The 24,735-nt window shown below is 72.2% G+C and carries 19 protein-coding genes; 10 read left to right on the forward strand and 9 right to left on the reverse strand.

Going from position 1 to position 24,735, the window contains the following annotated elements; all coding sequences use genetic code 11:
- The first annotated feature begins 53 nt into the window (after window positions 1-53).
- The 6 genes from ACLBYG_RS27075 to ACLBYG_RS27100 all read left to right on the forward strand — a co-directional run bounded on the left by ACLBYG_RS27075 (window position 54) and on the right by ACLBYG_RS27100 (window position 4,641).
- Window positions 54-713, forward strand: a complete 660-nt coding sequence (locus ACLBYG_RS27075) for a response regulator (protein ID WP_091676553.1) — start codon at window positions 54-56, stop codon at window positions 711-713.
- A gap of 258 nt (window positions 714-971) precedes the next feature.
- Window positions 972-1,103, forward strand: a complete 132-nt coding sequence (locus tag ACLBYG_RS27080; protein WP_280141651.1) for a hypothetical protein — start codon at window positions 972-974, stop codon at window positions 1,101-1,103.
- The gene (locus ACLBYG_RS27085; RefSeq protein WP_447683510.1) at window positions 1,100-3,148 is read left to right on the forward strand and encodes an FUSC family protein; all 2,049 of its coding nucleotides are present in this window, start codon (window positions 1,100-1,102) and stop codon (window positions 3,146-3,148) included. Before ACLBYG_RS27080 ends, ACLBYG_RS27085 begins: the two co-directional genes overlap by 4 nt.
- The gene (locus ACLBYG_RS27090) at window positions 3,145-3,354 is read left to right on the forward strand and encodes a DUF1656 domain-containing protein (RefSeq protein ID WP_026605231.1); all 210 of its coding nucleotides are present in this window, start codon (window positions 3,145-3,147) and stop codon (window positions 3,352-3,354) included. Before ACLBYG_RS27085 ends, ACLBYG_RS27090 begins: the two co-directional genes overlap by 4 nt.
- Entirely contained in the window at window positions 3,351-4,277 is a 927-nt protein-coding gene (locus tag ACLBYG_RS27095) for an efflux RND transporter periplasmic adaptor subunit (protein WP_447683511.1), read from the forward strand. The genes ACLBYG_RS27090 and ACLBYG_RS27095 overlap by 4 nt, the downstream gene beginning before the upstream one ends.
- Before the next feature lie 73 nt (window positions 4,278-4,350).
- On the forward strand, window positions 4,351-4,641 hold the full coding sequence (locus ACLBYG_RS27100) for a hypothetical protein (protein ID WP_427509022.1): 291 nt from the start codon (window positions 4,351-4,353) through the stop codon (window positions 4,639-4,641).
- An 82-nt stretch (window positions 4,642-4,723) separates the two neighbouring features.
- Here ACLBYG_RS27100 and ACLBYG_RS27105 read toward each other — a convergent pair whose 3' ends face one another.
- The 6 genes from ACLBYG_RS27105 to ACLBYG_RS27130 form a co-directional block, all read right to left on the reverse strand.
- Entirely contained in the window at window positions 4,724-6,196 is a 1,473-nt protein-coding gene (locus tag ACLBYG_RS27105) for an NAD-dependent succinate-semialdehyde dehydrogenase (protein WP_447683512.1), read from the reverse strand.
- Window positions 6,189-8,201, reverse strand: a complete 2,013-nt coding sequence (locus ACLBYG_RS27110) for an acyl CoA:acetate/3-ketoacid CoA transferase (protein WP_447683513.1) — start codon at window positions 8,199-8,201, stop codon at window positions 6,189-6,191. Before ACLBYG_RS27110 ends, ACLBYG_RS27105 begins: the two co-directional genes overlap by 8 nt.
- Before the next feature lie 363 nt (window positions 8,202-8,564).
- Window positions 8,565-9,695 carry a class III poly(R)-hydroxyalkanoic acid synthase subunit PhaC gene (gene phaC / locus ACLBYG_RS27115; RefSeq protein WP_447683514.1) on the reverse strand — a complete coding sequence of 377 codons (1,131 nt, stop codon included), beginning with the start codon at window positions 9,693-9,695 and terminating at the stop codon, window positions 8,565-8,567.
- Window positions 9,688-10,518 carry a poly(R)-hydroxyalkanoic acid synthase subunit PhaE gene (locus ACLBYG_RS27120; protein ID WP_447683515.1) on the reverse strand — a complete coding sequence of 277 codons (831 nt, stop codon included), beginning with the start codon at window positions 10,516-10,518 and terminating at the stop codon, window positions 9,688-9,690. The genes phaC and ACLBYG_RS27120 overlap by 8 nt, the downstream gene beginning before the upstream one ends.
- A 151-nt stretch (window positions 10,519-10,669) precedes the next feature.
- Window positions 10,670-11,845 (reverse strand): iron-containing alcohol dehydrogenase, encoded by a 1,176-nt coding sequence (locus ACLBYG_RS27125; protein ID WP_447683516.1) that lies wholly within the window; start codon window positions 11,843-11,845, stop codon window positions 10,670-10,672.
- A gap of 43 nt (window positions 11,846-11,888) precedes the next feature.
- Window positions 11,889-13,541, reverse strand: coding sequence for an acetolactate synthase large subunit (locus ACLBYG_RS27130; protein ID WP_020095074.1), 1,653 nt, complete (start codon window positions 13,539-13,541; stop codon window positions 11,889-11,891).
- 264 nt (window positions 13,542-13,805) lie between these two features.
- Here ACLBYG_RS27130 and ACLBYG_RS27135 point away from each other — a divergent pair, with 264 nt between their 5' ends.
- Window positions 13,806-15,293, forward strand: a complete 1,488-nt coding sequence (locus tag ACLBYG_RS27135; protein WP_447683517.1) for a DUF2252 domain-containing protein — start codon at window positions 13,806-13,808, stop codon at window positions 15,291-15,293.
- Between the two features lie 174 nt (window positions 15,294-15,467).
- Here the strand turns inward: ACLBYG_RS27135 and ACLBYG_RS27140 are convergent, their stop codons facing one another.
- Both ACLBYG_RS27140 and ACLBYG_RS27145 read right to left on the reverse strand, forming a co-directional pair.
- The gene (locus ACLBYG_RS27140; RefSeq protein ID WP_056527693.1) at window positions 15,468-16,406 is read right to left on the reverse strand and encodes a LysR family transcriptional regulator; all 939 of its coding nucleotides are present in this window, start codon (window positions 16,404-16,406) and stop codon (window positions 15,468-15,470) included.
- Between the two features lie 934 nt (window positions 16,407-17,340).
- Window positions 17,341-18,984, reverse strand: coding sequence for a GMC oxidoreductase (locus ACLBYG_RS27145; protein ID WP_447683518.1), 1,644 nt, complete (start codon window positions 18,982-18,984; stop codon window positions 17,341-17,343).
- Between the two features lie 222 nt (window positions 18,985-19,206).
- On the opposite strand from ACLBYG_RS27145, the gene ACLBYG_RS27150 reads away from it, so the two are divergent.
- The 3 genes from ACLBYG_RS27150 to gluQRS are packed head-to-tail and all read left to right on the forward strand — an operon-like array spanning window position 19,207 to window position 22,443.
- Entirely contained in the window at window positions 19,207-21,237 is a 2,031-nt protein-coding gene (locus ACLBYG_RS27150; RefSeq protein WP_447683519.1) for an ATP-binding protein, read from the forward strand.
- 44 nt (window positions 21,238-21,281) lie between these two features.
- A complete protein-coding gene (locus ACLBYG_RS27155) occupies window positions 21,282-21,563 on the forward strand; it encodes a hypothetical protein (protein ID WP_447683520.1) in 282 nt (93 codons plus the stop codon).
- A 16-nt stretch (window positions 21,564-21,579) separates the two neighbouring features.
- On the forward strand, window positions 21,580-22,443 hold the full coding sequence (gene gluQRS, locus ACLBYG_RS27160; RefSeq protein ID WP_447683521.1) for a tRNA glutamyl-Q(34) synthetase GluQRS: 864 nt from the start codon (window positions 21,580-21,582) through the stop codon (window positions 22,441-22,443).
- 16 nt (window positions 22,444-22,459) lie between these two features.
- On the opposite strand, the gene ACLBYG_RS27165 is transcribed toward gluQRS, so the two are convergent.
- The gene (locus ACLBYG_RS27165; RefSeq protein ID WP_103986087.1) at window positions 22,460-24,484 is read right to left on the reverse strand and encodes a M23 family metallopeptidase; all 2,025 of its coding nucleotides are present in this window, start codon (window positions 24,482-24,484) and stop codon (window positions 22,460-22,462) included.
- Window positions 24,485-24,735: the final 251 nt, after the last annotated feature.

Genomic DNA, 24,735 nt, shown 5'->3' on the forward strand with positions numbered 1-24,735 from the left:
CCCGCGTATTCGGCGGATCCTGTGAGGATCTCGAGCGAAGGACCGAGGTCTCCGTGCATCTCCTGATCGTCGATGACCACCCGCTGTTCCGCGACGCCCTGGCGGCCACGATCCGCCTCGCAAACCCGGACGCGGTGCTGCACGAGGCCGACGGGATCGAGGCGGCCTGCGCGGTGCTGGCCGCGAACCGCGGCATCGACCTGACGCTCCTCGACCTGTCGATGCGGGGCGTCACCGGCTTCGACGGGCTGATCACGATCCGGGCGAGCTTCCCGCGCATCCCGATCCTGATCGTCTCCGGCCACGAGGATCCGCGCATCGTCCGCGAGGCCCTGCAGCACGGGGCGGCGGGCTTCGTCCCCAAGGCCATGGACAAGGCGACGCTCACCCGGGCGATCACCGAGGTGATGAGCGGGGCGCTGTTCCTGCCGCCGGGGCTCGCCGAGGCCGGCGCGCCCGCGCCCCGGTCCAAGAAGGCGCCGCTGGCCGAGCGCCTCGCCCGGCTGACGCCGCAGCAATTGCGGGTCCTGATGATGATCCGTCAGGGCAAGCTCAACAAGCAGATCGCCCACGAGCTCCAGGTCGGCGACTCGACCGTGAAGGCGCACGTCTCGGAGATCCTGCGCAAGCTCGAGGTCATCAGCCGCACGCAGATCGTGATCGACACGGCGTCCCTCGACTTCGATCAGATCCACAACAGCCACTCGGCCTGACGACGCGATTGCGGGATCCAGCCTGCGGCTCGGGGATCGCCGCGACCGCGGCTGCGCGTTCGGACCCGCCCCGTGAAGCGACCGGCTCATATGCGCCTGCCGCAGAACAAACCCAAGTTATGGGTCAACTCATTCATCTGACGCAGCCCTGACCCCCTCGCGACATCCCTCAATCGAGATCGATATGAGGCTATCTATCGGCGTGCGAGCCGATTGATCCGGTGACCTCGCCGGCTCCTCGCGACGGTGGATCAGGTTGTGACCGGCATCGATGGTCCGACGACGCGCGGGCGACTGCAGCAGATCGACACCCACGCCCTCCTGACCACCGGCCGCCACCGGCGCCGCGCCGCCGTCGGGGCCGCGCGCGAGCCGGAGCCGGTGCCGTGACCCTCCCCGGATGGCGCGACTGGGCCTTCGCGCTGAAGACCTACGCGGCGGCGATGCTCGCCCTCTACCTCGCGCTCTGGATCGACCTGCCGCGGCCCTACTGGGCCCTCGGCACCGTCTACATCACCAGCCAGGTCCTCTCCGGCGCGACGCGCGCGAAGGCCGCGTACCGGGTCTGCGGCACCGTGCTCGGCGCGGCGGTCAGCGTCGTGCTGGTGCCGAACCTCGTGAACGCGCCGCTCCTGCTGAGCCTCGCGGTGGCGCTCTGGGTCGCGCTCTGCCTCTACGTCTCCCTCCTCGACCGGACCCCCGCGAGCTACCTGCCGATGCTCGCCGGCTACACGGCGGCGCTGATCGGTTTCCCCGCCGTCGCCGATCCCGGGGCGATCTTCGACACGGCGGTGGCGCGGGCCGAGGAGATCTCCCTCGGCATCGTCTGCGCCAGCCTCGCCGCCACGCTGATCCTGCCGCAATCGGCGGCCCCGCTCATCGTCGGACGGCTGAACGACTGGTCGGCGGAGGCCCGGGCCTGGATCCGGAGCGCCCTCGCGGCCGCCCGCGCGCCGGAGACCGTTGGGCCGAGCCAGGGCCGGCGCCTGCGCCTCGCCTCGGACGCGATCGGCCTCGACGCCCTCGGCCTCGCCCTGCGCAACGAGGCGACGGGCGCGGAGCGCGCCGCCGAGGCCTTCGCGCCCCTCCGTCAGCACATGCTGATGGTCCTGCCGATCGTCGCCGCCGTGGCGGACCGCGTCGCCGCCCTCGAGCAAGCCGGCGCGGTTCCGGCGCGGGTCCGGGCCTTCCTGTCTGACCTCGCCGTCTGGCTCGCCGACGAGGTCGACGATCCGGATCGCGCCGCGCGGCTGCGCGACCGGATCGACGGGTTCGAGCCCGCCCTCGGCCGGGCGCCGGACTGGAACACGCTCCTCCTCGCGAGCCTCGCGGCGCGCCTGCGCGACGTCATCGACCTGCGCCAGGATCTGCGGGCACTGCGCGGCCACCTCGCGGCCGGCACCGCGCCCCGCGCGCCGCTCGCCTTCGCCTACACGGCCCGCGTCCGGTCGATCCGCCACCGGGACCACGGGCTGGCCGCGTTCTCGGCCTTCGGGGTGTTCGCGGGCCTGCTCGCCTGCTGCACCATCTGGATCGCCACCGGCTGGCCGGACGGCTCCGCGGCGCCGATGATGGGCGCGGTCGCCTGCTGCCTGTTCGCCGCGCAGGACGATCCCGCGCCGCAGATCCTGAGCTTCGCCAACTCGGCGATCGTCGGCGCCCTCGGCGCGGGCCTCTACCTGTTCGCCGTGCTGCCGCTCGCCACCTCCTTCGAGATGCTGGCCCTCGCGCTCGCGCCGGCCCTGATCCTGTGCGGCCTGATGATGACGCAGCCGCGCACCGCCCCGATGGGCATGGGCGCGGCGCTGAACGGCGCGACCCTGCTGGCCCTCCAGAACGGCTACAGCGGGGACTTCGCGCCCTTCGCCAACGGGGTGATCGCCTCGGTGGTGGGCATGTGGATCGCCGCCGCGGTGACCCGGGTGATCCGCTCGGTCGGCGCCGGCTGGAGCGCGCGGCGGCTGATCGGGATCAACCGGCGCAGCCTCGCGGCCGCCGCGGACGGGCGCGGCACCGGCCACGGGCTCGAACTCGCGGCCCTCATGCTCGACCGCGTCGGCCTGATCGCGCCGCGGCTGGCGAGCCTGCCCGCGGACACGTCCGCCTCCGTGGGCGACCTGCTGGCCGATGTCCGGGTGGGCATCAACCTCGTGGAGGTCCGCCGGGTGCGCCGGCGGCTGACGGGCCCGGCCCGCAACACCGTCGACCGGGTCCTCGCGCTGGCGGCGCGCCAGCTGCGCGGCCGGACCGACCGGCCGGACGCGGCGCTGCTCGCGGCGCTGGACGAGGCGCTCGACGCCGTCGCGGGCGCGGCCCCGTCGCCGGAGCGGCGCGCCGCCCTGATCGGCCTCACCGGCCTGCGCCGCGGGCTCTTCGCCGACGCGCCGGCCTACCGGGCGGCGCCAGCCCTGGACCACCGGGAGATGGCGGCATGATGGGCGAGATCGACCTCTGCGGCGTGTTCGTGCCGGGCCTCGCTCTCTGGATGGCGCTGGCCTTCGCCCTCGGCCTGCCGCTGCGCCGCCTGCTCGCGGCGACCGGCCTCTACCGCCTCGTCTGGCACCGACCGCTCTTCGACCTCGCCCTCTACGTCGTCCTGCTCGGCGGCGTCGTGACCCTCGCCCACCGGACCCTGCCATGACCGCCCTGTTCTCCGCCCTCGGCCGCCTCCTGGTCACCCTCGGCATGGTCGCCGCGGCGCTGATCGTCGGCCTCGGCCTGTGGGACTATCACATGGACGCCCCCTGGACCCGGGACGGGCGCGTGCGCGCCGACGTGGTGGCGGTGGCCCCCGACGTCTCCGGCCTCGTCACCGAGGTGCTGGTGGAGGACAATCAGGTCGTGCGGAAGGGCGACATCCTGTTCCGGATCGATCCGGACCGGTTCCGCCTGGGGCTGCGGCAGGCGGAGGCGATGGTGGAGGGCCGCAAGGCGACCGCCGAGCAGGAGGCGGCCGACTACGCCCGCTACAGCAGGCTCTCCGACGCGGCGGTGTCGCAGCAGCGGGTCGAAGCCGCCAAGGCGGCCGACCTGTCGGCGCGGGCCGCCTACGAGCAGGGCCTGGCGGATCGCGACCTCGCCAAGCTCAACCTGGAGCGCTCGGCGGTGCGCGCCCCGGTCAACGGCCGGATCACCAACATGGAGCTGCGGCCGGGCGCCTACGTCACCACCGGACGCGGCGTCATGGCGCTGATCGACAGCGACACCGTCCGGGTCGAGGGCTACTTCGAGGAGACGAAGCTGCCGCGGATCCGCGTCGGCGCGCCCGTGACCGTCGAGCTCATGGGTGAGGACGGGGCGCTCCGCGGCCACGTCGCCAGCATCGCCGGCGGCATCGGCGAGACCGGCCGCAGCGACGCCTCCAACCTGCTCGCGAACGTGAACCCGACCTTCTCGTGGGTGCGCCTCGCCCAGCGCATCCCGGTGCGGATCAGCCTCGACGGCGGCACGGCGGATCCGCGGCTGGTGAGCGGCCGGACCGCGACGGTCTCGATCGCGCCGGCGGCCGGCGGGGAACCCCTGCGCTGGCCCTGGACGGCGTGGCGCGAGGCGCGCGTCCGCTGAAGGCGCGACCGAACCATCCGGGCGCGCCCGGGTTGGCCTCACACCACAGCCCAACGACCTGTCAGGAGGCCCCATGTCGAAGACGATCCTCGCCCTCGCCACGTCCGTCGTTCTCGCCACGTCCGGCGCGGCGCTGGCCCAGGCGCCGCAGACCGGCGGCGCCAACCAGGGCAACGTCAACAAGTCCGGCGCGGTGGGCGGCACCGGGACGGGGGCCGGGTCCATGGAGAGCACCGGCTCCACCGGCGCCGGCATGGCGCCCGGCACCAGCGGCGGCCCGCGGGTCAGCACGCCCGGCGCCCCCGCCGGCAGCAGCTCGGGCAACGGCGCCACGGGCAGCGGCGCTGCGCCGAGCGGGAAGTAGGCCCCGCCGGTTCTCCCTCCCGCCTGCGCGGGGGGAGGGAGATCCCGTCAGGTCCCGATCCGGACCGGTGTGTGCCCCGGCCCTACGCGCCGAGGCCGCCCACGCACAGGTACTTGGTGTTCAGGTAATCCTCGATGCCCTGGTACGAGCCCTCGCGGCCGAGGCCGGATTCCTTCACGCCGCCGAAGGGCGCCACCTCGGTGGTGATGATACCCTCGTTGATCCCGACCATGCCGTATTCCAGCGCCTCCGCGACCCGGAAGGTCCGGCCGAGGTCGCGGGTGTAGAAGTAGCAGGCGAGCCCGTACTCGGTGTCGTTGGCCATGCGGATCGCCTCCGCCTCGTCGCGGAAGCGGAACAGCGGCGCCAGCGGCCCGAACGTCTCCTCCCGGGCCACCGCCATGGCGGGGGTGGCGCCGGTGATCACCGTCGGCTCGAAGAACTGGCCGCCCAGCGCGTGGCGGTGGCCGCCCGCCACCACCCGGCCGCCCTTCTCGACGGCGTCGCGGATATGGGCCTCGGTCTTCTCCACGGCCGCCATGTCGATCAGCGGCCCCTGGGCGACGCCGTCCTCGACGCCGTTGCCGACCTTCAGGCGGTTGGCCGCCTCGGCCATCTTCTCCGCGAAGGCGTCGTAGATCCCGTCCTGCACCAGGAACCGGTTGGTGCAGATGCAGGTCTGGCCGGAATTGCGGTACTTGGCGAGCATCGCGCCCGCCACCGCCTTGTCGAGGTCGGCGTCGTCGAACACGATGAAGGGCGCGTTGCCGCCGAGCTCCATCGATACCTTCTTCACCGTGTGGGCGGCCTGCTCCAGCAGCACCTTGCCAACCTCGGTGGAGCCCGTGAACGTGATCTTCTTGACGAGCGGGTTGCCGGTCATCTCGGCGCCGATCGCCCGGGCCGAGCCGGTGAGGATCGAGACCGTGCCGGCCGGGAAGCCGGCGCGCTCGCACAGCACGCCCCAGGCGAGGCCCGAGAGCGGCGTCTGCGAGGCGGGCTTGATCACGATCGGGCAGCCGGCGGCCAGAGCCGGGGCGATCTTGCGGGCGATCATCGAGGACGGGAAGTTCCACGGCGTGATCGCCGCCACAACGCCGACCGGCTCCTTGGTGACGAGGATCTTGCGGTCGCCCCAGGGGGAGGGGACCACGTCGCCGTAGACGCGGCGCGCCTCTTCCGCGAACCACAGCACGTAGGCCGCCGACATGGCGACCTCGCCGCGGGACTCGGTCAGCGACTTGCCCTGCTCGGCGGTGAGGATCTGCGCGAGATCCTCCTGATGCTCGGTCACGAGCGCCGCGAGCTTGCGCAGCAGCACGGCGCGCTCGTTGGCGGTCTTGGCGCGCCACGCCGGGTAGGCCTCGTGCGCCGCCTTGATCGCCTGCCGGGTCTCGTCGGCGCCGGCATTCGGCACCTTGGCGATCAGCGCGCCGGTCGCCGGGTTGGTGACGTCGATGCTGCCGGAACCGGCCTTCGACCATGCGCCGCCGATCAGGCAGGCATCGACCAGCAGGGCGCGGTCCTTCAGGGAGGGGATCTCGAACTCAGGCATCCAACGGTTCCTTCGGCGGCCGCGGCATGTCGGGCTGGGACATGCCGGGCCGCGGCTTGAGAGGCACGCTCTGGGCCGTATTCCTCGCCTGCGCCTCGGCTTTTGTCTCGAAGACATGGGGAGCCAGGTCACGGCTCGCCAACGAGGCGCCGAGTTTCAATCGCAAGAACGCGCTCGTGGTATACCGGGACGCGGTCTCGTAATAGCGGTTTTCGAGATAGGCGATCGCCGAGAAGTAGGCGTCGCTCACCGTCGGGTCGATCTCGAACCCGTCGTAATTGGCGATCAGGTGGACCTTGCGGCCGATCTCCTGGCAGGCGCGCTCGTATTCGCGGCGCACCAGCTCGACGTCGTCGATGGTCCGGACCTGGAAGCCCTCGAGGTTCGAGAACAGGATGTTGCGCTCCGGGTCGTAGCTGATCCGCTCCGACAGCGAGAGGCCCAGCAGCCAGGGTTCCAGCGCCATCACGGACTCGCGGAACAGGCGCGGATCCATCGGCTGCGGATCCTGCACGATCGGGGTGAAGCCCATCTGGCCGAGGATGTCGCGCGCGATGTCGATGCCCGGCGCGACCTCGACCAGCTCCATGCCGGCCCGCGTCCGGCGGAACACGCAGCGCTCGGTCACGTAGAGCACCGGCTGGCCGCGCTCGGCCGCGTAGGCCCCCGAGAAGGTCACCTGCTCGACCGCGGCGATGAATTTCCGCGAGCGGCCCTCGCTGAGGATCCGGATGCCGCCGTCCTCCACCGCCACCTTGAGGCCGTCGGCCGTGAAGGTGCCGGCGAAGACGAGGCTCTTGGCGTTCTGCGAAATGTTGATGAACCCGCCCGCGCCCGCGAGCTTCTTGCCGAACCGGCTGACGTTGACGTTGCCCTCGGCGTCGCACTGGGCGAGGCCCAGGCAGGCGAGATCGAGGCCGCCGCCGTCGTAGAAGTCGAATTGCTGGTTCTGGTGCAGCACGGCGGCCGGGTTGAGGGCGGCGCCGAAATCCAGCCCACCCTGCGGCAGGCCGCCGATCACGCCGGGCTCGGCGGTGAGCGTCAGGTATTTCAGCACCCGCTCCTCGGCGGCGACCGCCGCGACGCCCTCGGGCATGCCGATGCCGAGATTGACCACGCCGCCCGGCGGCAGCTCGAAGGCGCAGCGCCGGGCGATGACCTTGCGGATATCGAGCGCCATCGGGGCGATCCGATCGAGCGGCACGCGCTGGCGGCCCGTGAAGGCGTGGTTGTAGGGCGTGCCGTAGGTCTGGCGGTGGTTCTCGGGACTGCTCAGGACCACGCAATCGACCAGCACGCCGGGCACCTGCACCTCGCGCGGGTTGAGCGAGCCGGCCTCGGCGAGCCGCTCGACCTGGGCGATCACGAAGCCGCCCGAGTTCTTCGCCGCCATGGCGGCGGCGAGGTTGTCGAGGGTGAGCGCCTCGCGCTCCATGGTGATGTTGCCGGCGGGGTCGGCCGTGGTGCCGCGGACCAGCGCGACGTTGACCGGGAAGGCCTTGTAGTGGAGCCAGGATTCGCCGCCGAGCTCGACCACGCTGACGAGGTCTTCCTTCGTGACGGCGTTGAGCTTGCCGCCCTCCAGACGGGGGTCGACGAAGGTGCGTAACCCCACTTTGGTGATGTGGCCCGGCGTGTGGGCGGCGATCTCGCGGTAGAGGTGCGAGACCACGCCGAGCGGCAGGTTGTAGGCCTCGATCTCGCCCGCCACCGCCATGGCGCCGAGCTTCGGCACGAGCGCCCAGTGGCCGCCGACGACGCGGCGGACGAGGCCCGGGATCGCGAGCTTGTTGAGGCCGCGCTCCTTGCCGTCGCCGGGGGCGGCCGCGAACATCAGGCCGATCCCGTGCGGGCCGTTGCCGGATTCGAAGCGGCGGGCGAGCGCCAGGATCAGCTCGTCGGGCGTGCCGATCCCGACGAAGCCCGAGACCGCGACCATGTCGCCGTCCTGCAGGATGGCGGCGGCCTCATCGGCGCTGACGATCTTGTTCTTCAGGCTGCCCATCGGGTGGTCCTCGGCGCCCGGGATGCGGTTCGCCCCCCGCGCAGGGAGGCTATGATGTCCGCCGGACTGGATCGATCGCTGGCATTGGTGACAGACCGCGACACGCCCCCTCTCCCGTGCGGGAGAGGGTCGGGGTGAGGGACGAGAAGCTTCAGGATGGAGCGCGCCGTCGATGCGCGTGCATGGCGCGGCTTCTCCGGACGAACCTGATCCCTCACCCTGTCCCTCTCCCGCACGGGAGAGGGAACCCGCGCTCGATCCTGCCGCCACGGCGCCGCGCACGATGTGCGTATCCAGTGGCCGTCCCGGCAGACGTGGGCGGGGAGGGGCGTCGCGCTCATCGAGGACTGTCGGGCAGACATCCTACCCCCGCTTGCCGAGCCAGTCGGCGATGCCGGAGCCCAGCAGCTTCTGTGCCTTGCCGCCGACGAAGACGCCGACATGGCCGCCGGGCAGACCCATCTCGGTGTAGTCGGTGGTGCCGATCCTGTCCTTCAGCGCCTGCGAGGTGGCCGGCGGGATGATGTGGTCGTCCTGGGCGAAGACGTTCAGCACCGGGCAGGTGATGGCCTTCAGGTCCACCCGCCGGCCGCCGAGCTCGAAGGCGCTCTCGACCAGCTTGTTGTCTTGGTAGAGGTCCTTCAGCCACTGCTTGGCGGCCTCGCCGGGATGGTCCGGCCGGTCGGCGATCCACTTCTCCATGCGGAGGAAGTTCAGGAACTTCTTCTTGTCGTCGAGGGCGTCGAGCAGGTCGAGGTTGTATTTCGTCATGGTGCGCATCGGCGTCATCATCGAGAACACCGAGCCCATGAAGGCGCCGGGCAGCGACCCCTGCGCCTCGATCAGCCGGTCGACATCCTCGGGCGTGAGCGACCGGGTCCAGACGTTGATGAAGCCGTGGCCGGCCCGGTTCTCCCGCGTGTCGGCGTGGAAATCGATCGGCGTGATGGTCAGCACCATCGCGTTGACGGTCTCGGGGTAGAGCGCCGCGTAGCAGGTGGTGAAGACGCCGCCCTCGCAGATGCCGAGCAGGCTGATCCTCTCCCGCCCGGCCGCCTCCTGGATGAAGGCGACGCACTCGGCGAGGTAGCCGTCCACGTAATCGTCGATGGTGACGTAGCGGTCGGCCCGGCTGGGATTGCCCCAGTCGACCACGTAGAGGTCGAGGCCGAGATTCAGCAGGTTGCGGACGAGCGAGCGGTCCTCCTGAAGGTCGGCCATCGTGTAGCGGCCGATCAGGCCGTAGACGATCAGCACCGGCGGCAGGCCCTTGCTCTCAGCGAGCGGCCGGTAGCGGTAGAGGCTGACCTTGTCCTGGCTCCAGACCAGGTCCTTCGGCGTGGTGGCGATCTCGACATCGGCGTCGCTGACATCGGCGAACAGCCTGGCGCCCTCGCTGATGCGGCGGCCGAGGGTGCCGACCTCGGCCAGCAACGCGGCCGGGGTGAGATTCAGCGGGGCGGCCGGCCCCTTCGGCTTCTCCTGATCAGCCATGGGCGTCCTCCCCGACCCGTGAACCGCCGGCTCTCGCGGTCTTCCCGGCCTGCCGACGCTCGCGGCGGAGCGCCCGGACCTCCCGGCGCAGCTCGGTCAGGCTCTTGTGGACGTCGTCGAGCTCGGCCCGGGTCGGCTGGCCGTAGAACTCGGACAGGAACGCCGCGACGTCCTGCTGGGCGAGCCGGAGGTCCGTGGAGGCCCGCAGGACCGCCCGCTGCGAGCCCAGGAACGCGTCGGAGCGCTGGACCTCCAGGAGGACCGCGTTGGCGGTCTCGATCCACCCGCTCATCATGTCCCGGGCCGAGGCGAAGCTCTCGCCGCGCTCGGCGCGGGCATTGGCCTCCTGGGCGAAGGTCCCGGCTGCCCGCGTCCAGGCCTGCAGCATCACGGCCTGATGCTCGCTCTGCGCCCGCCGCAGGCTCGCCCAGGCGGTGAACAGCGCCGCGTAGCGCCGCTCGGTCTGCCACAGGTCGGCGAGCTGCGGGCCCTCGGCCATGCGGGTCAGGGCGGCGTCGAACTCGGCCGAGCCGCCGAGCCAGGCCTGCGGATCGAAGATCCGGGCGAGCACCGCTCCGGCCGTCGGGTCCGGCGCGCCGGGGCCGCCCTGGAGCGAGCGCGTCAGCGTCTGCGAGAGGGCGCTGGCGGCGGTCCAGGCCTCGGTCAGCTTGGCCTGCGCCGCGGCGAGATCCGCGAGGTCGCCGCCCGGGAAGGCCGGCCAGCCGAACCCGGGCGCGGACTGCCCGGCGCCCGGGGTGAAGAAGCCCGCACCGGCCCGCGTCCAGAACTCGCTCATCGCCCGGAACGCGTCGAACTGGTCCATGCTGGCGTCTCTCCTCACAGCCCCGAGGCTGAAACCGTCGCCCCCGTCCCCGCGAGCGGAGCGAAGCAATCCAGCAGCGCCACGCTCGGCGAGGTCGCGCCGCCCTGGGTCGCTTCGCTGCGCTCGCGATGACGGAGCCGGCGACCCGCGCTCACGCGGCCGGTCGCGCTTCCCCGAGGGCTTCCGCGTAGATCGCGAAGGCGTCGTCGTAGGTGACCTCGCGCGGGTTGTTCACGAGGAGCCGCGTCTGCTTCATCGCATCGGTGGCCATGCGCTCCAGGTCCTGCCGGGCGACGCCGACCTCGGCGAGCGAGGCCGGAACCTTGCAGTCGCGGCAGATCGCGTCGAGGCTCTCCACGAAGCGCTTGGCGGCCTCGGGCCGCGGCAGGTCGGCGGCCGCGGGGTCGAGGATCGGAGCGAGCTCAGCGTAGAGCGCCTCCGCGTGCGAGAGGTTGAAGCGCATCACCCCCATCAGCACCAGGGCGTTCGAGAGCCCGTGCGGCACGTGGAAGATCGCGCCGACCGGGTAGGCGAGGGCGTGCACCGCCGCCACCGGCGCGTTGGCGAAGGCCATGCCGGCCAGCATCGAGCCGAGCAGCATGCCGGAGCGCGCCTCGAGGTTCTTCCCGTCCGTGCAGGCGGTCCGGATGTTGGCCGAGAGCAGCGCCAGGGCCTGCTTGGCGAGCTGGTCGGAGATCGGGTTCTTCTTGTTCTTGCTGGTGAAGGCCTCGATGGCGTGGACCATGGCGTCGATGCCGGTCGCCGCGGTGACGTGCGACGGCAGGCCCAGCGTCAGCTCCGGGTCGAGCACCGCCCAGTCGGGCAGGAGCTTCGGCGCGACGACGCCCTTCTTCTCGGTGGTCGGCGTCGTGACGATCGAGATCGGCGTCACCTCCGAGCCGGTGCCGGCCGTGGTCGGCACCAGGATCAGCGGCAGGCGGTCGCCCTTGGCGAGGCCGACGCCGTAGATCGCGTCGAGCGGCTCGTCGGACTTGGCGAGGTAGGCCACGAGCTTGGCGGTATCGAGGGCCGAGCCGCCGCCGATCGACAGGACGAGGTCGGTCCCGAGCTCCCGGGCGCGCTTGGCCGCCGCCTCGATCACCGTCGAGGGCGGGTCGGCGACCACGTCCTCGTAGACGTCGAGGGTGACGCCGGCTTCCGCCAGTGCCGCCTCGGCGGCCTGGGTGAGGCCGGCGCTGCGCACGCCCTTGTCGGTGACGAGGAGGACGCGCTTGGCCCCGAAGCTGCCGACGATCTCGGGCAGCTTCTTCGCGGCGCCGGCCTCGAACAGCACGTTCGGCGTGGTCTGGAAGGTGAACGGGTTCATCGCGCTGCCCTGTCTTGCGTGCCGACCATCTGCGAAACCGGCCTCACTCGGCCGGCTCGAAATCCTTCACCTTGGCGCGCAGCTCGTCGACCAGCACGCGGGTGTTCTCCGAGTAGTCGATCGGCACCGCCACGAGGTGCACCCCGCCCGCCGCGAAGGCCCGGTCCAGCGTCGGCACGAGGTCGTTGACCGACTCGACCCGGTGGCCGGTCGCCCCGTACGACTTGGCGTAGAGGACGAAGTCCGGGTTGCTGAAGGTCATGCCGTAATCGGCGAACTTGTCGACCGCCTGCTTCCAGCGGATCATCCCGTAGGCCGAGTCGTCGAGCACCAGCACCACGAGGTTGAGCTTCAGCCGGACGGCGGTCTCCATCTCCTGGCTGTTCATCATGAACCCGCCGTCGCCGCACACGGCCATCACGCGCCGCTTCGGGTAGAGCATCGCCGCCATCATGGCCGAGGGCAGGCCCGCGCCCATCGTGGCCAGCGCGTTGTCGAGGAGCAGCGTGTTGGCGACGTAGGTGCGGTAGTTCCGGGCGAACCAGATCTTGTACATGCCGTTGTCGAGGCACACGATCCCGTCCTCCGGGATCACCCGGCGCACGTCGCGCACGAGGCGCTGCGGCGTCACCGGGAAGCGGTCCTCGCCGGCCCGGTCGGCGATGTGGCCGAGGATGTGCTCGCGCAGGTGCAGCAGCGCGCCCGCGTTCGGGAGCTTGCCGTCGAGCTTGTCGGCCAGGAGCTTCAGCGTCGGGCCGAGGTCGCCCACCACCTCGGCATCCGGATAGTACACCTGCTCGACGTTGGCCGGCATGTAGCCGATGTGGACGACCTTCTGGTCGGCCTGGCCCATGAAGAAGGGCGGCTTCTCGATCGTGTCGTGGCCGATGGCGATGATCAGGTCGGCCTTGTCGATCGCCTCGTGGACGTAGTCGCGCTCGGATAGGGCCGCGGTGCCCATGTAGAGGTCGGTCCCGCCCGCGACGGTGCCCTTGCCCATCTGGGTGGTGAAGAACGGGATGCCGGTGCGCTGCACGAAGCCCCCGAGCTCGCCGGTGGCGCGGGGGCGGCTCGCGGCGGCGCCCAGCATGATCAGCGGGCGCTTGGCCTTCAGGATCATGTCCGCGGCGCGCGCGATGGCGGTCGGGTGCGCGACCGGGATGTCGATCGGGTGCGAGGGGACGAGGTCGGCCTCGGCCTCCTCGGAGGCGATGTCCTCGGGCAGCTCCAGCAGCACCGGGCCGGGCCGCTCCTCGGTGGCGACCCGGAAGGCGTCGCGCACGATGGTGGGGATCGAGGAGGCCGAGACGATCTGCCGGGCCATCTTGGTGATCGGCTTCATCGACGAGATCACGTCGACGATCTGGAACTTGGCTTGGCGCGAGGACAGGATGCCCTTCTGGCCGGTGATGATGATCATCGGCATGGCGCCGAGATGGGCGTAGGCCGCGCCGGTGGAGAAGTTCAGGGCGCCCGGGCCGAGGGTCGAGAGGCAGACGCCGGGGCGGCCGGTGAGTCGGCCGTGGGTGGCGGCCATGAAGGACGCCGCCTGCTCGTGGCGGGTCAGGACCAGCTCGATCTTGGAGTTGCGCAGAGATTCGACGACGTCGAGGTTCTCCTCCCCGGGAATCCCGAAGATGCGGTCGACGCCCTCGTTCTCGAGGGCCGCGACGAGGAGATCTGAACCTTTGGGCATGCGACGTCTCGCTGATGTAACGGTGTTCCCCGGCCGTCCGGGTCGATTCCGGCACTGTGATCGCGAGGCCGTGAACGACACGAGAGGGAGGAACACCCCCCGAATACTCGGTTCGTTAGAGGGCCCCCCTGTAGGGTGGTCAAGGGCCGTCCGGGCCCGTGACGTCACAGAGCCGGCCGGATGCTAACGTGCGGTCCGCCGCCCCGGCTTCGGGCCGGTCGAGCGCACCGGCGGGGCCGACCCGGCTGCCGCGATGGGACAGCGATGGATCGCATCGAGAGCGACAAGACCGTGCCGCCGGGGGACCGGGAGGCGGATGCCCCGGCCGTGGACTCGGTGCTGGCACCGGTCGCCGATTTCCCGCGGATCGACCTCCGCGCGGGCGTCGAGGCCTGGGACAAGCGGCGCAGGGCCGGCAAGCGGCTGCGCGCCGAGGTGCCCCACGCGGGCCAGGCCGCGCTGGCTTCCGATCCCGACCGGCCCGACCCGGTCGCCCTGATCGAGGCCGCCCACGCGGGCCGCCAGCCGCACCTGATCCCGCTGCGGGTCGCCCGGATGGCGAGCTCGCCCTTCGCGTTCCTGCGCGGGGCCGCGCACGTCATGGCCTGGGACCTGTCGCGCGGGCCGCGCAGCGGCATCGACGTCGTGATGAACGGCGACGCGCACACCGACAATTTCGGCCTGTTCGGCACGCCGCAGCGCGACATCGTCCTCGACCTCAACGATTTCGACGAGGTCACGATCGGCCCGTGGGAGTGGGACCTCAAGCGCCTCGCGGCCGGGCTGGCGGTCGCCACGGACGACGCCGGCGTGCCGGCGGCCGAGCGGCGCGCGGCCGTCATGGAGGCGGTCTCCGGCTACCAGCACACGATGCGGCGCCTCGCGCCGCAGGGCTCCCTCGACGTCTGGTACCAGACGACCCGCGCCGACGGCCCGCACATCGCCGGGCTGCAGATGAACGCGGAGGCCCGGGCCGTGGTCCGCCGGGCGGTTGACAAGGCGCGGCGTCGCAACAACCGCAGCCTGCTCGCCCAGGTGGCCGAGCGGCGCACCGACGGCACCTGGCAATTGCAGACCGACGCGCCGATCCTGACGCCCGTGGACGCGGCGACCCGCGAGGGCGTCGTCACCGGCCTGGAGCGCTACGCCGAGACCCTGCCGCGGGAGCGGCGCTTCATGCTCGATCGCTACCACGTGGTCGACGTCGCCCACCGCGTCGTCGGCGTCGGCAGCGTCGGGACCCGGGCCTACGTCGCCCTGCTGTTCGGCAATTCCGACGCCGACGCGCTCTTCCTGCAGGTCAAGGAGGCGGTCCGACCGGCGCACGCGCCGTACCTGCCGGGCGTGCCGGCGCCGTTCTCCGGGCACGAGGGCGAGCGGGTGATCTACGGCCAGCGCCTGCTCCAGGCGGTGGGCGACCCGCTGCTCGGCTGGACCAGCATCGCGGGCCGCCCGTTCTACGTGCGCCAGATGAAGAACCTGAAGGGCGCGATCCCGCTGGCGCGGATGTCCGGCGCGCCGCTCCTGACCTTCTCGTACGCCTACGGGACGCTGCTGGCGCGCGCCCACGCGCGGACCGGCGACGCGGCGGCGATCGCCGGCTATTGCGGCAGCGGCAAGCACCACGACCTGAGCGGGGCGATCGCCGACTGGGCCGCGGCCTACGCGGAGCGCAATGCGGCCGACTTCGCCCTTTTCCGCGCGGCGATCGCGCGCGGCCGCCTGGAGGCCGCAGCGGATCCGTGCCTGTGACGGTGCGGTCTGCTCGCGGCCGGTCGATGCCGTCCGCACGTCCGTCCTCGCGAGCGGAGCGAAGCGATCCAGATCGCGCGACGCCGGCCAGCCTCGCGCTGTCCTGGGTCACTTCGCTCCGCTCGTGAGGACGGCACGGAATGCGTCGACCGTCGCGTTCAAGCGGAAAGCGTATCAGATGATGCCCGGCGCCGGCGGCTCGTGGGCCAGCCGGACCAGGAGGTCCCGCAGCCAGCGGTGGGCCGGGTCGTGGTCGTAGGAGGCGTGCCACAGCATCGACACGGGCACGTCGTCGAGGGGCACCGGCACGGGGCTGACGCTCAGCGCCAGGGCGCTGGCGAAGGAGGTGGCGAGCCGGGCGTGCATCGTGGCGATCACCGGCGCCGCGCGGACCATGAACGGGACCACGAGGAAGCGCGGGGTCGTCACCGCCAGGGTGCGCGAGCGCCCGATCAGCGCGAGGGCGTCGTCGACGACCCCGTGGGCGGTCTCGCGCAGGGACGTCAGCACGTGGGGGAAGCGCAGGTAATCGTCGAGCCCGATCGGCGGCTCCAGGCCGATCAGGGCGGCGTTGAACAGCACCACGTAGCTGTCCCGGTAGAGGAGGCGCTGCTTGTGGTGGAGCTGCCCCTCCGAGAACAGGCCGATGGCGAGGTCGACCCGGTCGGCGTCGAGCTCGTCGAGGATGCGGGTCCGGTCGACGGAGCGCAGCAGCAGCCGGATGCCGGGCGCGTCCCGGCGGAGCTGCGCGATCAGCCGCGGCCCGAGCAGCGCCTCGACGCTGTCGGGCAGGCTCACCGTGAAGGTGCGCGCGACGGTGGCCGGGTCGAACCGCTCCTCCCGGTGCACCAGCGCCTGCACCTGCCGGAGGGTGGCGCGCAGCGGCTCGGCGATCTTCAGGGCGCGGGGCGTCGGCCGCATCCCGTCCGGCGCCCGGGTCAGGAGCTCGTCGTCGAACAAGCGGCGCAGGCGGGCGAGGCTCGAGCTCATCGCCGACTGGCCGATCCCGACCCGTGCGGCGGCCCGCGTGACGCTGCGCTCGTCGAGCAGCGCGTCGAGGGCGACCAGCAGGTTCAGGTCGATCCGGCTGAGATCGATATGGTCGATGGCCACGGGCGTCGCGTTCGGTGGAGGATCGGAGTGCCGACATAGCAGATGCGACGGCTTGCCCGTCATCCCGAAGTCGCGCCGCGGCGTCCCGGAGTGACGGCAGGGCTCGGCCCATGTGACGGTGCCAGCGGCCGATGGTTTCTCGGCACCGACGTCCATGCGAGCGGAGCGAAGCGAGCCAGCAGCGCGACCTTGCCGATGTTGCGCCGCCCTGGGTCGCTTCGCTGCGCTCGCGATGACGGAGAGGGGCGTCGACCGGGGCGCGCGGCTCAGTTTGCCTTGACAATGTTCCTATTTTGTGCTTCCTGACCGCACCTGTCCGCGGCGGCCCGGGAGCGATCCCGGGGCGTCCTTCGGGGGCCCGCCCGGTGGCTGACCGGTCGGGTCCGGGGACGGGGCGGCGCCCGCGTCGGTGGCTCTCAGCCGCCATCGCCCCGGGCGACGGACCGGTGCGGGGCGTGCCTCGGATGCGGGCGTGAGACCGGGCGGCACTGTGCCCGGCGGGGTGAGGAAATGCCCCCGCGCCGACCCGCCTCTGGGCCGACCCTGAGCGACCTGCGGACCCGCCCACTACGAGGCGGGGGACGGCTGGAAGGCCACGGCGCCGATGCGGGTTCCGGAGGTGCGGGCACGGCGTGCGCGCACCTCGACAGAGACCGCTAACGGGGAGTCGCAGGACCGGGACGTCGGAGACGCCGCGACGAGACAGACGGCACCGGCCGGGGACCATGCCCGGCCGATGCCGCGGGGCGCCGCGGGGATCGGATCCCGCGCGTACTTGGCCGACACCTGGGTTCCCGCGGCGTCCCGCGTCCCTCGTGCTCGCCTCCCGGGCCATGCCCCCGGCGCCAGTCGGCGCGCGGGGACGATCACGCGTGTCCGGTGCCGGCACCTCGGGACGAGCCGGGGAGAGCGGTGTTCCGCGCCCCGCCGCTCCTCAGGCCGGCAGCGGCTCCCGCGGCTCGGTGTGGTCGAAGAGCCGGGGCGGCGCGATCGTGTCCTCGGCGCCCATCCGCGCCACGAGATGGTCGGCAACCCGCAGGGCGTTGGCGATGATCGTCAGCGTCGGGTTCACGGCGCCGATCGACGGGAAGAAGCTGGCATCGGTCACGTAGAGGTTGTCCAGCTCGTGCGCCTTGCAGTTGGTGTCGAGCACCGACGTCCTCGGATCCGCGCCGAACCGCAGGGTCCCCGCCTGGTGGGCCGTCCCGCCGATCGGGACGTTCTTGCCCAGGTAGAGCGAGCGGTCGAACAGGTGCGGGTGGATGTCGGTGAAGCTGCAGATCTCGCGCAGCTTGTGCCGGAGCCGCTTGTGCGCCTCGACGTTCGTCTCGGTGAGGTCGAGATGGACCTTGCCGTCCTTGTAGAAGATCCGGTTCTGCGGCAGCGGCACGTCCTCGGAAGTCAGCCAGAAGTCGACGGAGTGCTTGGCGATCCAGTCGAACGGCTTGTCGGGGAACCATTGCAGGAAGCCGGGCAGGCCCTCGCCGTGGATCTGGGCGCCGTCCGACTTGCCGACCATCTGGATGTGGCCGAGCGGGAAGTCCCAGCCGTCCTTCGGGTCCGGATCGCCGAAGTAGAAGTCGTTGAGGCCGAGCGTCTTCTGGAACCGGGTCGGGTTCGGGACCTTCGAGATCGCCAGCACCGTCGAGTTGTTGTGGCGCATGTAGTTGCGCCCGACCTGATCCGACCCGTTGGCGAGGCCGCTCGGGTGGCGGTCGCTGGCCGAGCGCAGCAGCAGCAGCGCCGAGGAGAGGGCGCCGCAGGCCACCACCACGATGTCGGCCGAGGCCTCGAACGGCGCGCCGTCCCGGTTCCCGACGACGCCCGTGACGGTGCGGCCGGAGGCGTCGGTGACGAGGCGCTCGATGTAGGTGCGGGTGAGCAGCGTCAGGTTCGGGCAGTCGCGCAGGGCAGGGTCGACCACCATGGTCTGCGCGTCCGACTTGCCGTTGGTGGGGCAGGGGAAGCCGTCGAACGACTCGCACTTGATGCAGGGCGAGGTCGGCACCGCGCGGCCGTCCTTCTCCACCAGCCGCACGCCCACCGGCAGGTGGAACGGGTGGTGGCCCGCCCGTTTCAGGTTGTCGAACAGCTCCTGGATCCGCGGCTCGTGCGCCACCGGCGGATGGGCGTAGGGCTTCGTCGACCAGGGCTCGGTCGGGTCCTCGCCGCGCAGGCCGTGGACGTGGAACAGCTCCTCGGCCGCCTGATAGTACGGCTCGAAGACGTCGTATCCGACGGGCCAGGCCGGCGCGACGCCGTCCTGGTGGCGGATCTCGGCGAAGTCCCTCTCGCGGAGGCGGAAGAGGATCGAGCCGTAGAACTTCGAGTTTCCGCCGACGTAGTAGTGCAGGCCGGGGTGGAAGCTCTTGCCGTCGGACGAGTACCACGTCTCCTTGGCCTGGTAGTAGCCGTCGACGATCACCGCCTGACTGTCCCAGTTCCGCGGCTCGCGCAGCAGGTAGTCGCCGCGCTCGATCAGCAGGATGCGCTTGCCGGTCTGGGCGAGGCGCCACGCCATCGTGCCGCCGCCGGGACCGGACCCGACAATGATGACGTCGTAGTGCTCACCGGGCATGTACCGTCTCCGTCCGGACCTGCGTCCTGGCAGGCAACTCGCGAGCCGCTTCTCGGATCACCGCACGGTACCGTTGATCCCGCGCCGCGTCGCGGACTCCGCCGCGGATTCCGCCGCGGACTCCGCGAAGTCCGCAACCGGCGGTTAAGGGCCTTTCCCAACGCCGCCTTCAGCTTCGGCTGCGATCCTGCGGCGGACCGGCCCGATGCCGGGGAGGCCGGAATGATCGACACGCTGGCGCCTGTCCTGGCGCTCCTGACCGCGGCCGCACTGGCCTTCGCCCTCTGGCGCCGGCTCGGAACGCGGCGCGCCGAGCGCGAGGCCGAGCGGCTGCAGGACCGCCTCTGGCGGATCAGCGAGAGCGAGGACCGCTACCGCGCCCTGGTGGCCGCCACCACCGAGATCATCGTCCAGCGGGATGCCCGCGGGCGCATCACCTACGCCAACGAGGATTTCGCCCGCCTCCTCGGCCGCGAGCCGATCGCGCTGATCGGCTCCCAGGACGATCTCGAGATCCTCGACCGGAACGCCGTGGAGATCGGGCCGGACGGGGTCCGCCGCCTGGAGGCGCAGGTCCGGACGGCGGACGGGCGGGCGCGCTGGTTCGCCTTCGTGGAGATGCCGGTGGCGCACGGCGACGCGACGCACTGGCTGCGGGCGGGCCGGGACGTGACCGCGCGGGTGGAGGCGATCCGCAGCCGCGACGCGGCCCTGGAGCGCGCCAAGGCGGCGAGCGTCGCCAAATCCCGCTTCCTGGCGACCGTGAGCCACGAGATGCGGACGCCGCTCAACGGCATCCTGGGCATGGCCGATCTCGTGCTCGGGACCGCGTTGAACCCCGAGCAGCGCACCTACGTGGAGGCGGTGCGCACCAGCGGCCAGGCGCTGCTCGGCCTGATCGACGGGGTCCTCGACTTCTCGCGGATCGAGGCCGGGCGCCTGGACCTCGCGGCCGAGCCCTTCGACCTGCCGGCCCTCTCCGAGGGGGTCGTCGAGCTGCTGGCGCCCCGCGCCCAGGACAAGGGCATCGAGATCGCCCTCGACGTGGCCGAGGACTTCCCGGCCGCGATCCTGGGCGACGCCGACCGGGTGCGGCAGATCCTGATCAACCTCGCCGGCAACGCCATCAAGTTCACCGAGCGCGGCGGCGTCGGCGTCAGCCTGAGCTTCGCGCGGGCCGGGACCGGCGGCGAGGTCGTGCTCGCCGTGGCGGATACCGGCCCGGGGATCCCGGAGGAGCGGCTGCCGATCCTGTTCGAGGAGTTCGAGCAGGGCGACGGCAGCGCGAGCCGCAGCCACGAGGGCACGGGGCTGGGCCTCGCCATCACGCGGCGGCTCGTGACCCGCATGGGCGGGCGGATCGAGGCGGACTCGCGCCTCGGCCGGGGCTCGACCTTCCGGGTCCTGCTGCCGCTCGCCGAGGTCGCGGCGGCCGAGGATAGCGGGCGCGCGCCGCTGCCGACACTCGCCCCGCGGCGCTGCCTGATCGTCGCCGACTCGCCGTTCCAGGCCCCGTACCTCGCCCGCAGCCTATCCCGGGCCGGGGCCGCCACCGTGATCGTCGACAGCCTGGAATCGGGCCTCGACGCCCTGTCGGGCGCGGCCTTCGACGCGGTGCTGGCCGACCGGGCACTGGGCGACGCGGCGGTGCGCCAGATCGCCGACGCGGCCCGCGCCTGCGGGGTCCGCACCAGCCTCGTGCTCCTCTCGCCGTTCGACCGGCGCGGCTTCGGGTCCCCCGGCGCGGCCGGCTTCGACGGCTACCTGATCAAGCCGGTCCGGCCGCGGTCCCTGTTCGAGCGCCTGCTCGCGTCGACGGGCCCGGTCGAGGCCGCGGCCGCGCCGGCGGCGGAGCCGGCGCGCGTCGGCTCCAGCCTGCGGATCCTGCTGGCCGAGGACAACCCGATCAACGCCCTGCTGGCGACTCGTGCCCTGGAGCGCCTCGGCGCCACGGTGGTCCACGCCGTCGACGGCCTCGAGGCCCTCGCGCGGCTGGAGACGGACGGCCCCTTCGACCTCGCGCTGATCGACGTGCGGATGCCCCGCCTCGACGGGCACGAGACCGCCCGGCGGATCCGCGCCGCCGAAGCGGACGGCGCGGACCGCCTCCACCTCGTCGCGCTGACCGCGAATGCCGGCCGGGAGGACGAGGCCGCCGCCCGGGCGGCCGGCTTCGACGGGTTCCTGGCCAAGCCGCTGAATCTGAAGCTGCTCCCGCCGCTGCTGGAGCGCCGATCCGCGCGGGCCGCCTGAGCGCGCGTTGACAGGCGGGCGGGTCCCGCGCCAACAGGAGGCCCATGTCGACCGTCAGCCCTCCGTCGCCCGCACCGCGCTCGTCGAGCGGCGCGCTTGCCGCCTGGGGCATCGCGATCCTCGTGATCGCCACCGTGCTCATCGGCGCCCTGGCGCCGGCGCGGCACGCGTCGCCGGCGGTGTCGGCGGCCGACGATCCGGCCTGCCTCGAGTGGACCGACGGCTGCAAGGTCTGCCGCCGCCTGGCGGAGGGACCGGCCTGCTCGCTGCCCGGGATCGCCTGCCAGCCCGGCGCGCCGCAGTGCCTGACCCGCCGGGACGGGTGATCTGCCGGACCGGTCCGTGACCGCCGCGGCTCCGGTGCTGCGCTTCGCGCCGAGCCCGAACGGGCGTCTGCACCTCGGCCACGCCTACTCGGCGCTGCTCAACGCGGACCTCGCCGCCCGGATGGGGGGCGTCTGCCGCCTGCGGATCGAGGACATCGATCCCGCGCGCTCGAAGCCGGACTTCGTCGACGGGATCGTCACCGACCTCGCCTGGCTCGGGCTGACCTATCCCGAACCGGTGCGGCGCCAGTCCTGGCACATCGCGGCCTACCGGTCCGCCCTCGACGGGCTGATCGCGAGCGGGCTCGCCTATCCGTGCTTCTGCTCACGCGGCCAGATCCGGGCGCGCGTCGCCTCCGGCGGCGACGGCCCCCGCGATCCGGACGGCGTGCCGCTCTATCCCGGCACCTGCCGCCACCTGGACCGGGCGGCGGCCGCGGACCGGATCGCCCGCGGCGACCCGCATACCTGGCGGCTCGACATGACGGCCGCCCTGCGCCACGCCGGCCCGACCCACGGCTACGTCGCCTTCGACACGGCCGGCGCGCACCGGGTCGCGGCGGATCCGGCACGCTGGGGGGACGCGGTGATCGCCCGGCGCGACGTGCCGACGAGCTACCACCTCGCCGTGGTCCACGACGACGCGGCGGAGGGGATCACCCACGTGGTGCGGGGCCGCGACCTCGAGGCGGCCACCGACCTGCACGTGCTCCTGCAGGCCCTGCTCGGCCTGCCGGTCCCGCGCTACCGCCACCACGCGCTGCTACTCGATACCGGAGGCGAGAAGCTGGCCAAGTCGCGCGGCTCGCGATCCCTCGCCGACCTTCGGCAGGCCGGCGCGACGCCCGAGGCTGTCCGCGCCCGGCTCGGCTTCGCCTGAACGACAGCGCGCTCCCTCAGCGGACCGCCGCGTCGCGCTGGGCGAGGGCGGTCGCGCTCTTCGACTTCTGCATGGTGGCGTCGATCTGCTCGCGCTGGCGCTTGAAGTCGGCGAGCAGGCGCCCGTCGAGTTCCCGGCCGCGGGGGACGCGGATCTTCATCGGGTCGACGAAGTGGCCGTTGATGATCACCTCGTAGTGGAGGTGCGCGCCGGTCGACAGGCCGGTCGAGCCGACATAGCCGACGATCTGGCCCTGCCGGACCTTGACGCCCTCGCGGATGCCGCGGCCGAACCGCGACATGTGGTTGTAGGTCGTCACGTAGCCGTTGACGTGCTGCAGCTCGACCCGGTTGCCGTAGCCCGAGGTCATCTCCGCGCGGATCACCACGCCGTTGCCGGCCGCCATGATCGGCGTGCCGATCGGGTTCGACCAGTCGACGCCCGTGTGCAGCTTGGCGTAGCCCAGCACCGGGTGGCGGCGGTAACCGAAGCCGGAGCGCATGATCCCGTCGGCGATGGGCTTGCGCAGCAGGAACTTCTTCAGCGACCGGCCCTGCTCGTCGAGGTAGTCGATCGTGCCGTCGTCCGGCGACTGGAAGCGGTAGACCTTGCGGGTCTCTCCGCCGAGCGTCAGGGCCGCGTAGAGCAGGTCCGGACGATCGGCGCTGGCCTCGTCGTCGGTGCTGTAGAAGACGTCGAGCCCGTCACCGCTGCCGATGCGGCGCTGGAAGTCGAGGTCGTAGCTGAAGACGCGGACGATGTCCTCGACCGTGGCCCGCGGCAGGTCGTGGCGCGCGGCCGTCTCGTAGAGGCTCTGGTACAGGCGCGGCCCGGAGCCGGAATCCTCGTCCTCGTCCTCGCCGGCCTCCGCCTGAGGCTGTCCCTTGGGGGAGGGGGCCTCCTCGGCGGGGGGCGCCACCGACACGAAGGCGCCGCGGTCGTTCAGGGCCGCGATGCCCTCGATGCCGTTCTCGCCGTACAGCACCACGCGCGTCACCTGGCGGGGATCGCCGGGACGGGGCCCGGGGGCGACCTGGACGCGCATCGGCTGCCCCTCGTTGAGGGCAGCGGTGCGGGTCTTGCCCCCGAGCGCGGCGACGATGCCGCGAACGGCATCGTCGCTCGCGAGGCCGGTGGCCTTGAGCGTGGTCTCCAGTGTCTCGCCGCGCTTCAGCGCGAGATCGCGCTCCTCCACGAGCGGCGCCTCGTTGGCCTTCAGCTCGACCTTGGCGACCTTCGTGACGTTCTCCGGGACGACCAGCACCTCGATGGACTTGAAGGGGTTCGCGTCCTTCGGCGCCGCGCCGTCGCCGTCGCCGGCCGCGCCCTGCTGGAGCGTCCGCGACAGCATGATCTGCGGGGCGATCGGGATGGCGGCGCGGCGCCCTGCCTCGGCGGCGATACGGCGCTCCTCCTCGACCTGCGCGGTGACGTCGTCGTCGCTGAGGGCGGGCGCGTTGGCGTCGACGGCAGCGTCGGCGAGTTCGCGCTTGACCACGGTGACCTCGGCGCTGGGGGCGTCGGCGGACGCATCGGGCGCGCGCTCCAGCGGCTCGTCGGAGACGAACTTCATGGGGTCGAAGCGGGGCGGCTCGGCGGCGTAGACGCCCGTCGTCATCGACAGGGGCGTCGTCAGCCGCACGAAGGCCTTGGCCTTGATGATCTCGCGGTCGCCGAGGCGGACCGTGACCGGCGCCTTGAAGCTCTGCTTGGCCGAGGCGATCATGAGGTTGCGCACCAGCCGGTCGCCCTTGCGGGCGATGTTGGCGCCGCTCTCGCTCGGCTGGGGGCGGGGCATGATCGCCGCCTTCTCGGGAATGGCCGCGAAGGAGACGTCGCCCTGGAGGGACACGTGGAGCGCCGCAGCGATCAGACCGGCGCCGGTCAGGCCGGTGAGGCTGCTGGCGCAGAGCCAGCGGAGGTTGACGGCGCGTCGGTCGATCTGCGTCGCGGTCGCGCCGAGATGGTCGAGAGGCTCGTGCACCCCGCGTGCCGGGGGGAGGGCGGCCACGTCGCCGATCTTGAGTCGCTCGCGCTTCACTCGAAGGCCCTGAGAAGACGATGGCGAACGGGTGTTCCCGCGGGATCCGCGGCGCTGAGGCCGGGCTCGACCATACCGGAGGCGACATCCGCGCCCGGCAATCTCATCTCACGACCCAGCGTGTCGAGATTGAGGCGTGCTGCTCCCGAGCGCCAGCCCCGGCGCGGGAAAGACCGCGATCATCCACCGCCAGGCTTACGGGTGGTTCGCCGCGCCGGCCGGCAAAAAGGGTGTTGACGGCCCGGATCGGC

Source organism: Methylobacterium sp. D53M (assembly GCF_053345625.1).

Bases quoted from the DNA above. Each gene is read 5' to 3' on its own strand.
- ACLBYG_RS27090 (WP_026605231.1), top strand. From the start codon at position 3,145: ATGATGGGCGAGATCGACCTCTGCGGCGTGTTCGTGCCGGGCCTCGCT.
- ACLBYG_RS27095 (WP_447683511.1), top strand. From the start codon at position 3,351: ATGACCGCCCTGTTCTCCGCCCTCGGCCGCCTCCTGGTCACCCTCGGC.
- ACLBYG_RS27100 (WP_427509022.1), top strand. From the start codon at position 4,351: ATGTCGAAGACGATCCTCGCCCTCGCCACGTCCGTCGTTCTCGCCACG.
- ACLBYG_RS27105 (WP_447683512.1), bottom strand. From the start codon at position 6,196: ATGCCTGAGTTCGAGATCCCCTCCCTGAAGGACCGCGCCCTGCTGGTC.
- ACLBYG_RS27110 (WP_447683513.1), bottom strand. From the start codon at position 8,201: ATGGGCAGCCTGAAGAACAAGATCGTCAGCGCCGATGAGGCCGCCGCC.
- phaC (WP_447683514.1), bottom strand. From the start codon at position 9,695: ATGGCTGATCAGGAGAAGCCGAAGGGGCCGGCCGCCCCGCTGAATCTC.
- ACLBYG_RS27120 (WP_447683515.1), bottom strand. From the start codon at position 10,518: ATGGACCAGTTCGACGCGTTCCGGGCGATGAGCGAGTTCTGGACGCGG.
- ACLBYG_RS27125 (WP_447683516.1), bottom strand. From the start codon at position 11,845: ATGAACCCGTTCACCTTCCAGACCACGCCGAACGTGCTGTTCGAGGCC.
- ACLBYG_RS27130 (WP_020095074.1), bottom strand. From the start codon at position 13,541: ATGCCCAAAGGTTCAGATCTCCTCGTCGCGGCCCTCGAGAACGAGGGC.
- ACLBYG_RS27135 (WP_447683517.1), top strand. From the start codon at position 13,806: ATGGATCGCATCGAGAGCGACAAGACCGTGCCGCCGGGGGACCGGGAG.
- ACLBYG_RS27145 (WP_447683518.1), bottom strand. From the start codon at position 18,984: ATGCCCGGTGAGCACTACGACGTCATCATTGTCGGGTCCGGTCCCGGC.
- ACLBYG_RS27150 (WP_447683519.1), top strand. From the start codon at position 19,207: ATGATCGACACGCTGGCGCCTGTCCTGGCGCTCCTGACCGCGGCCGCA.
- ACLBYG_RS27155 (WP_447683520.1), top strand. From the start codon at position 21,282: ATGTCGACCGTCAGCCCTCCGTCGCCCGCACCGCGCTCGTCGAGCGGC.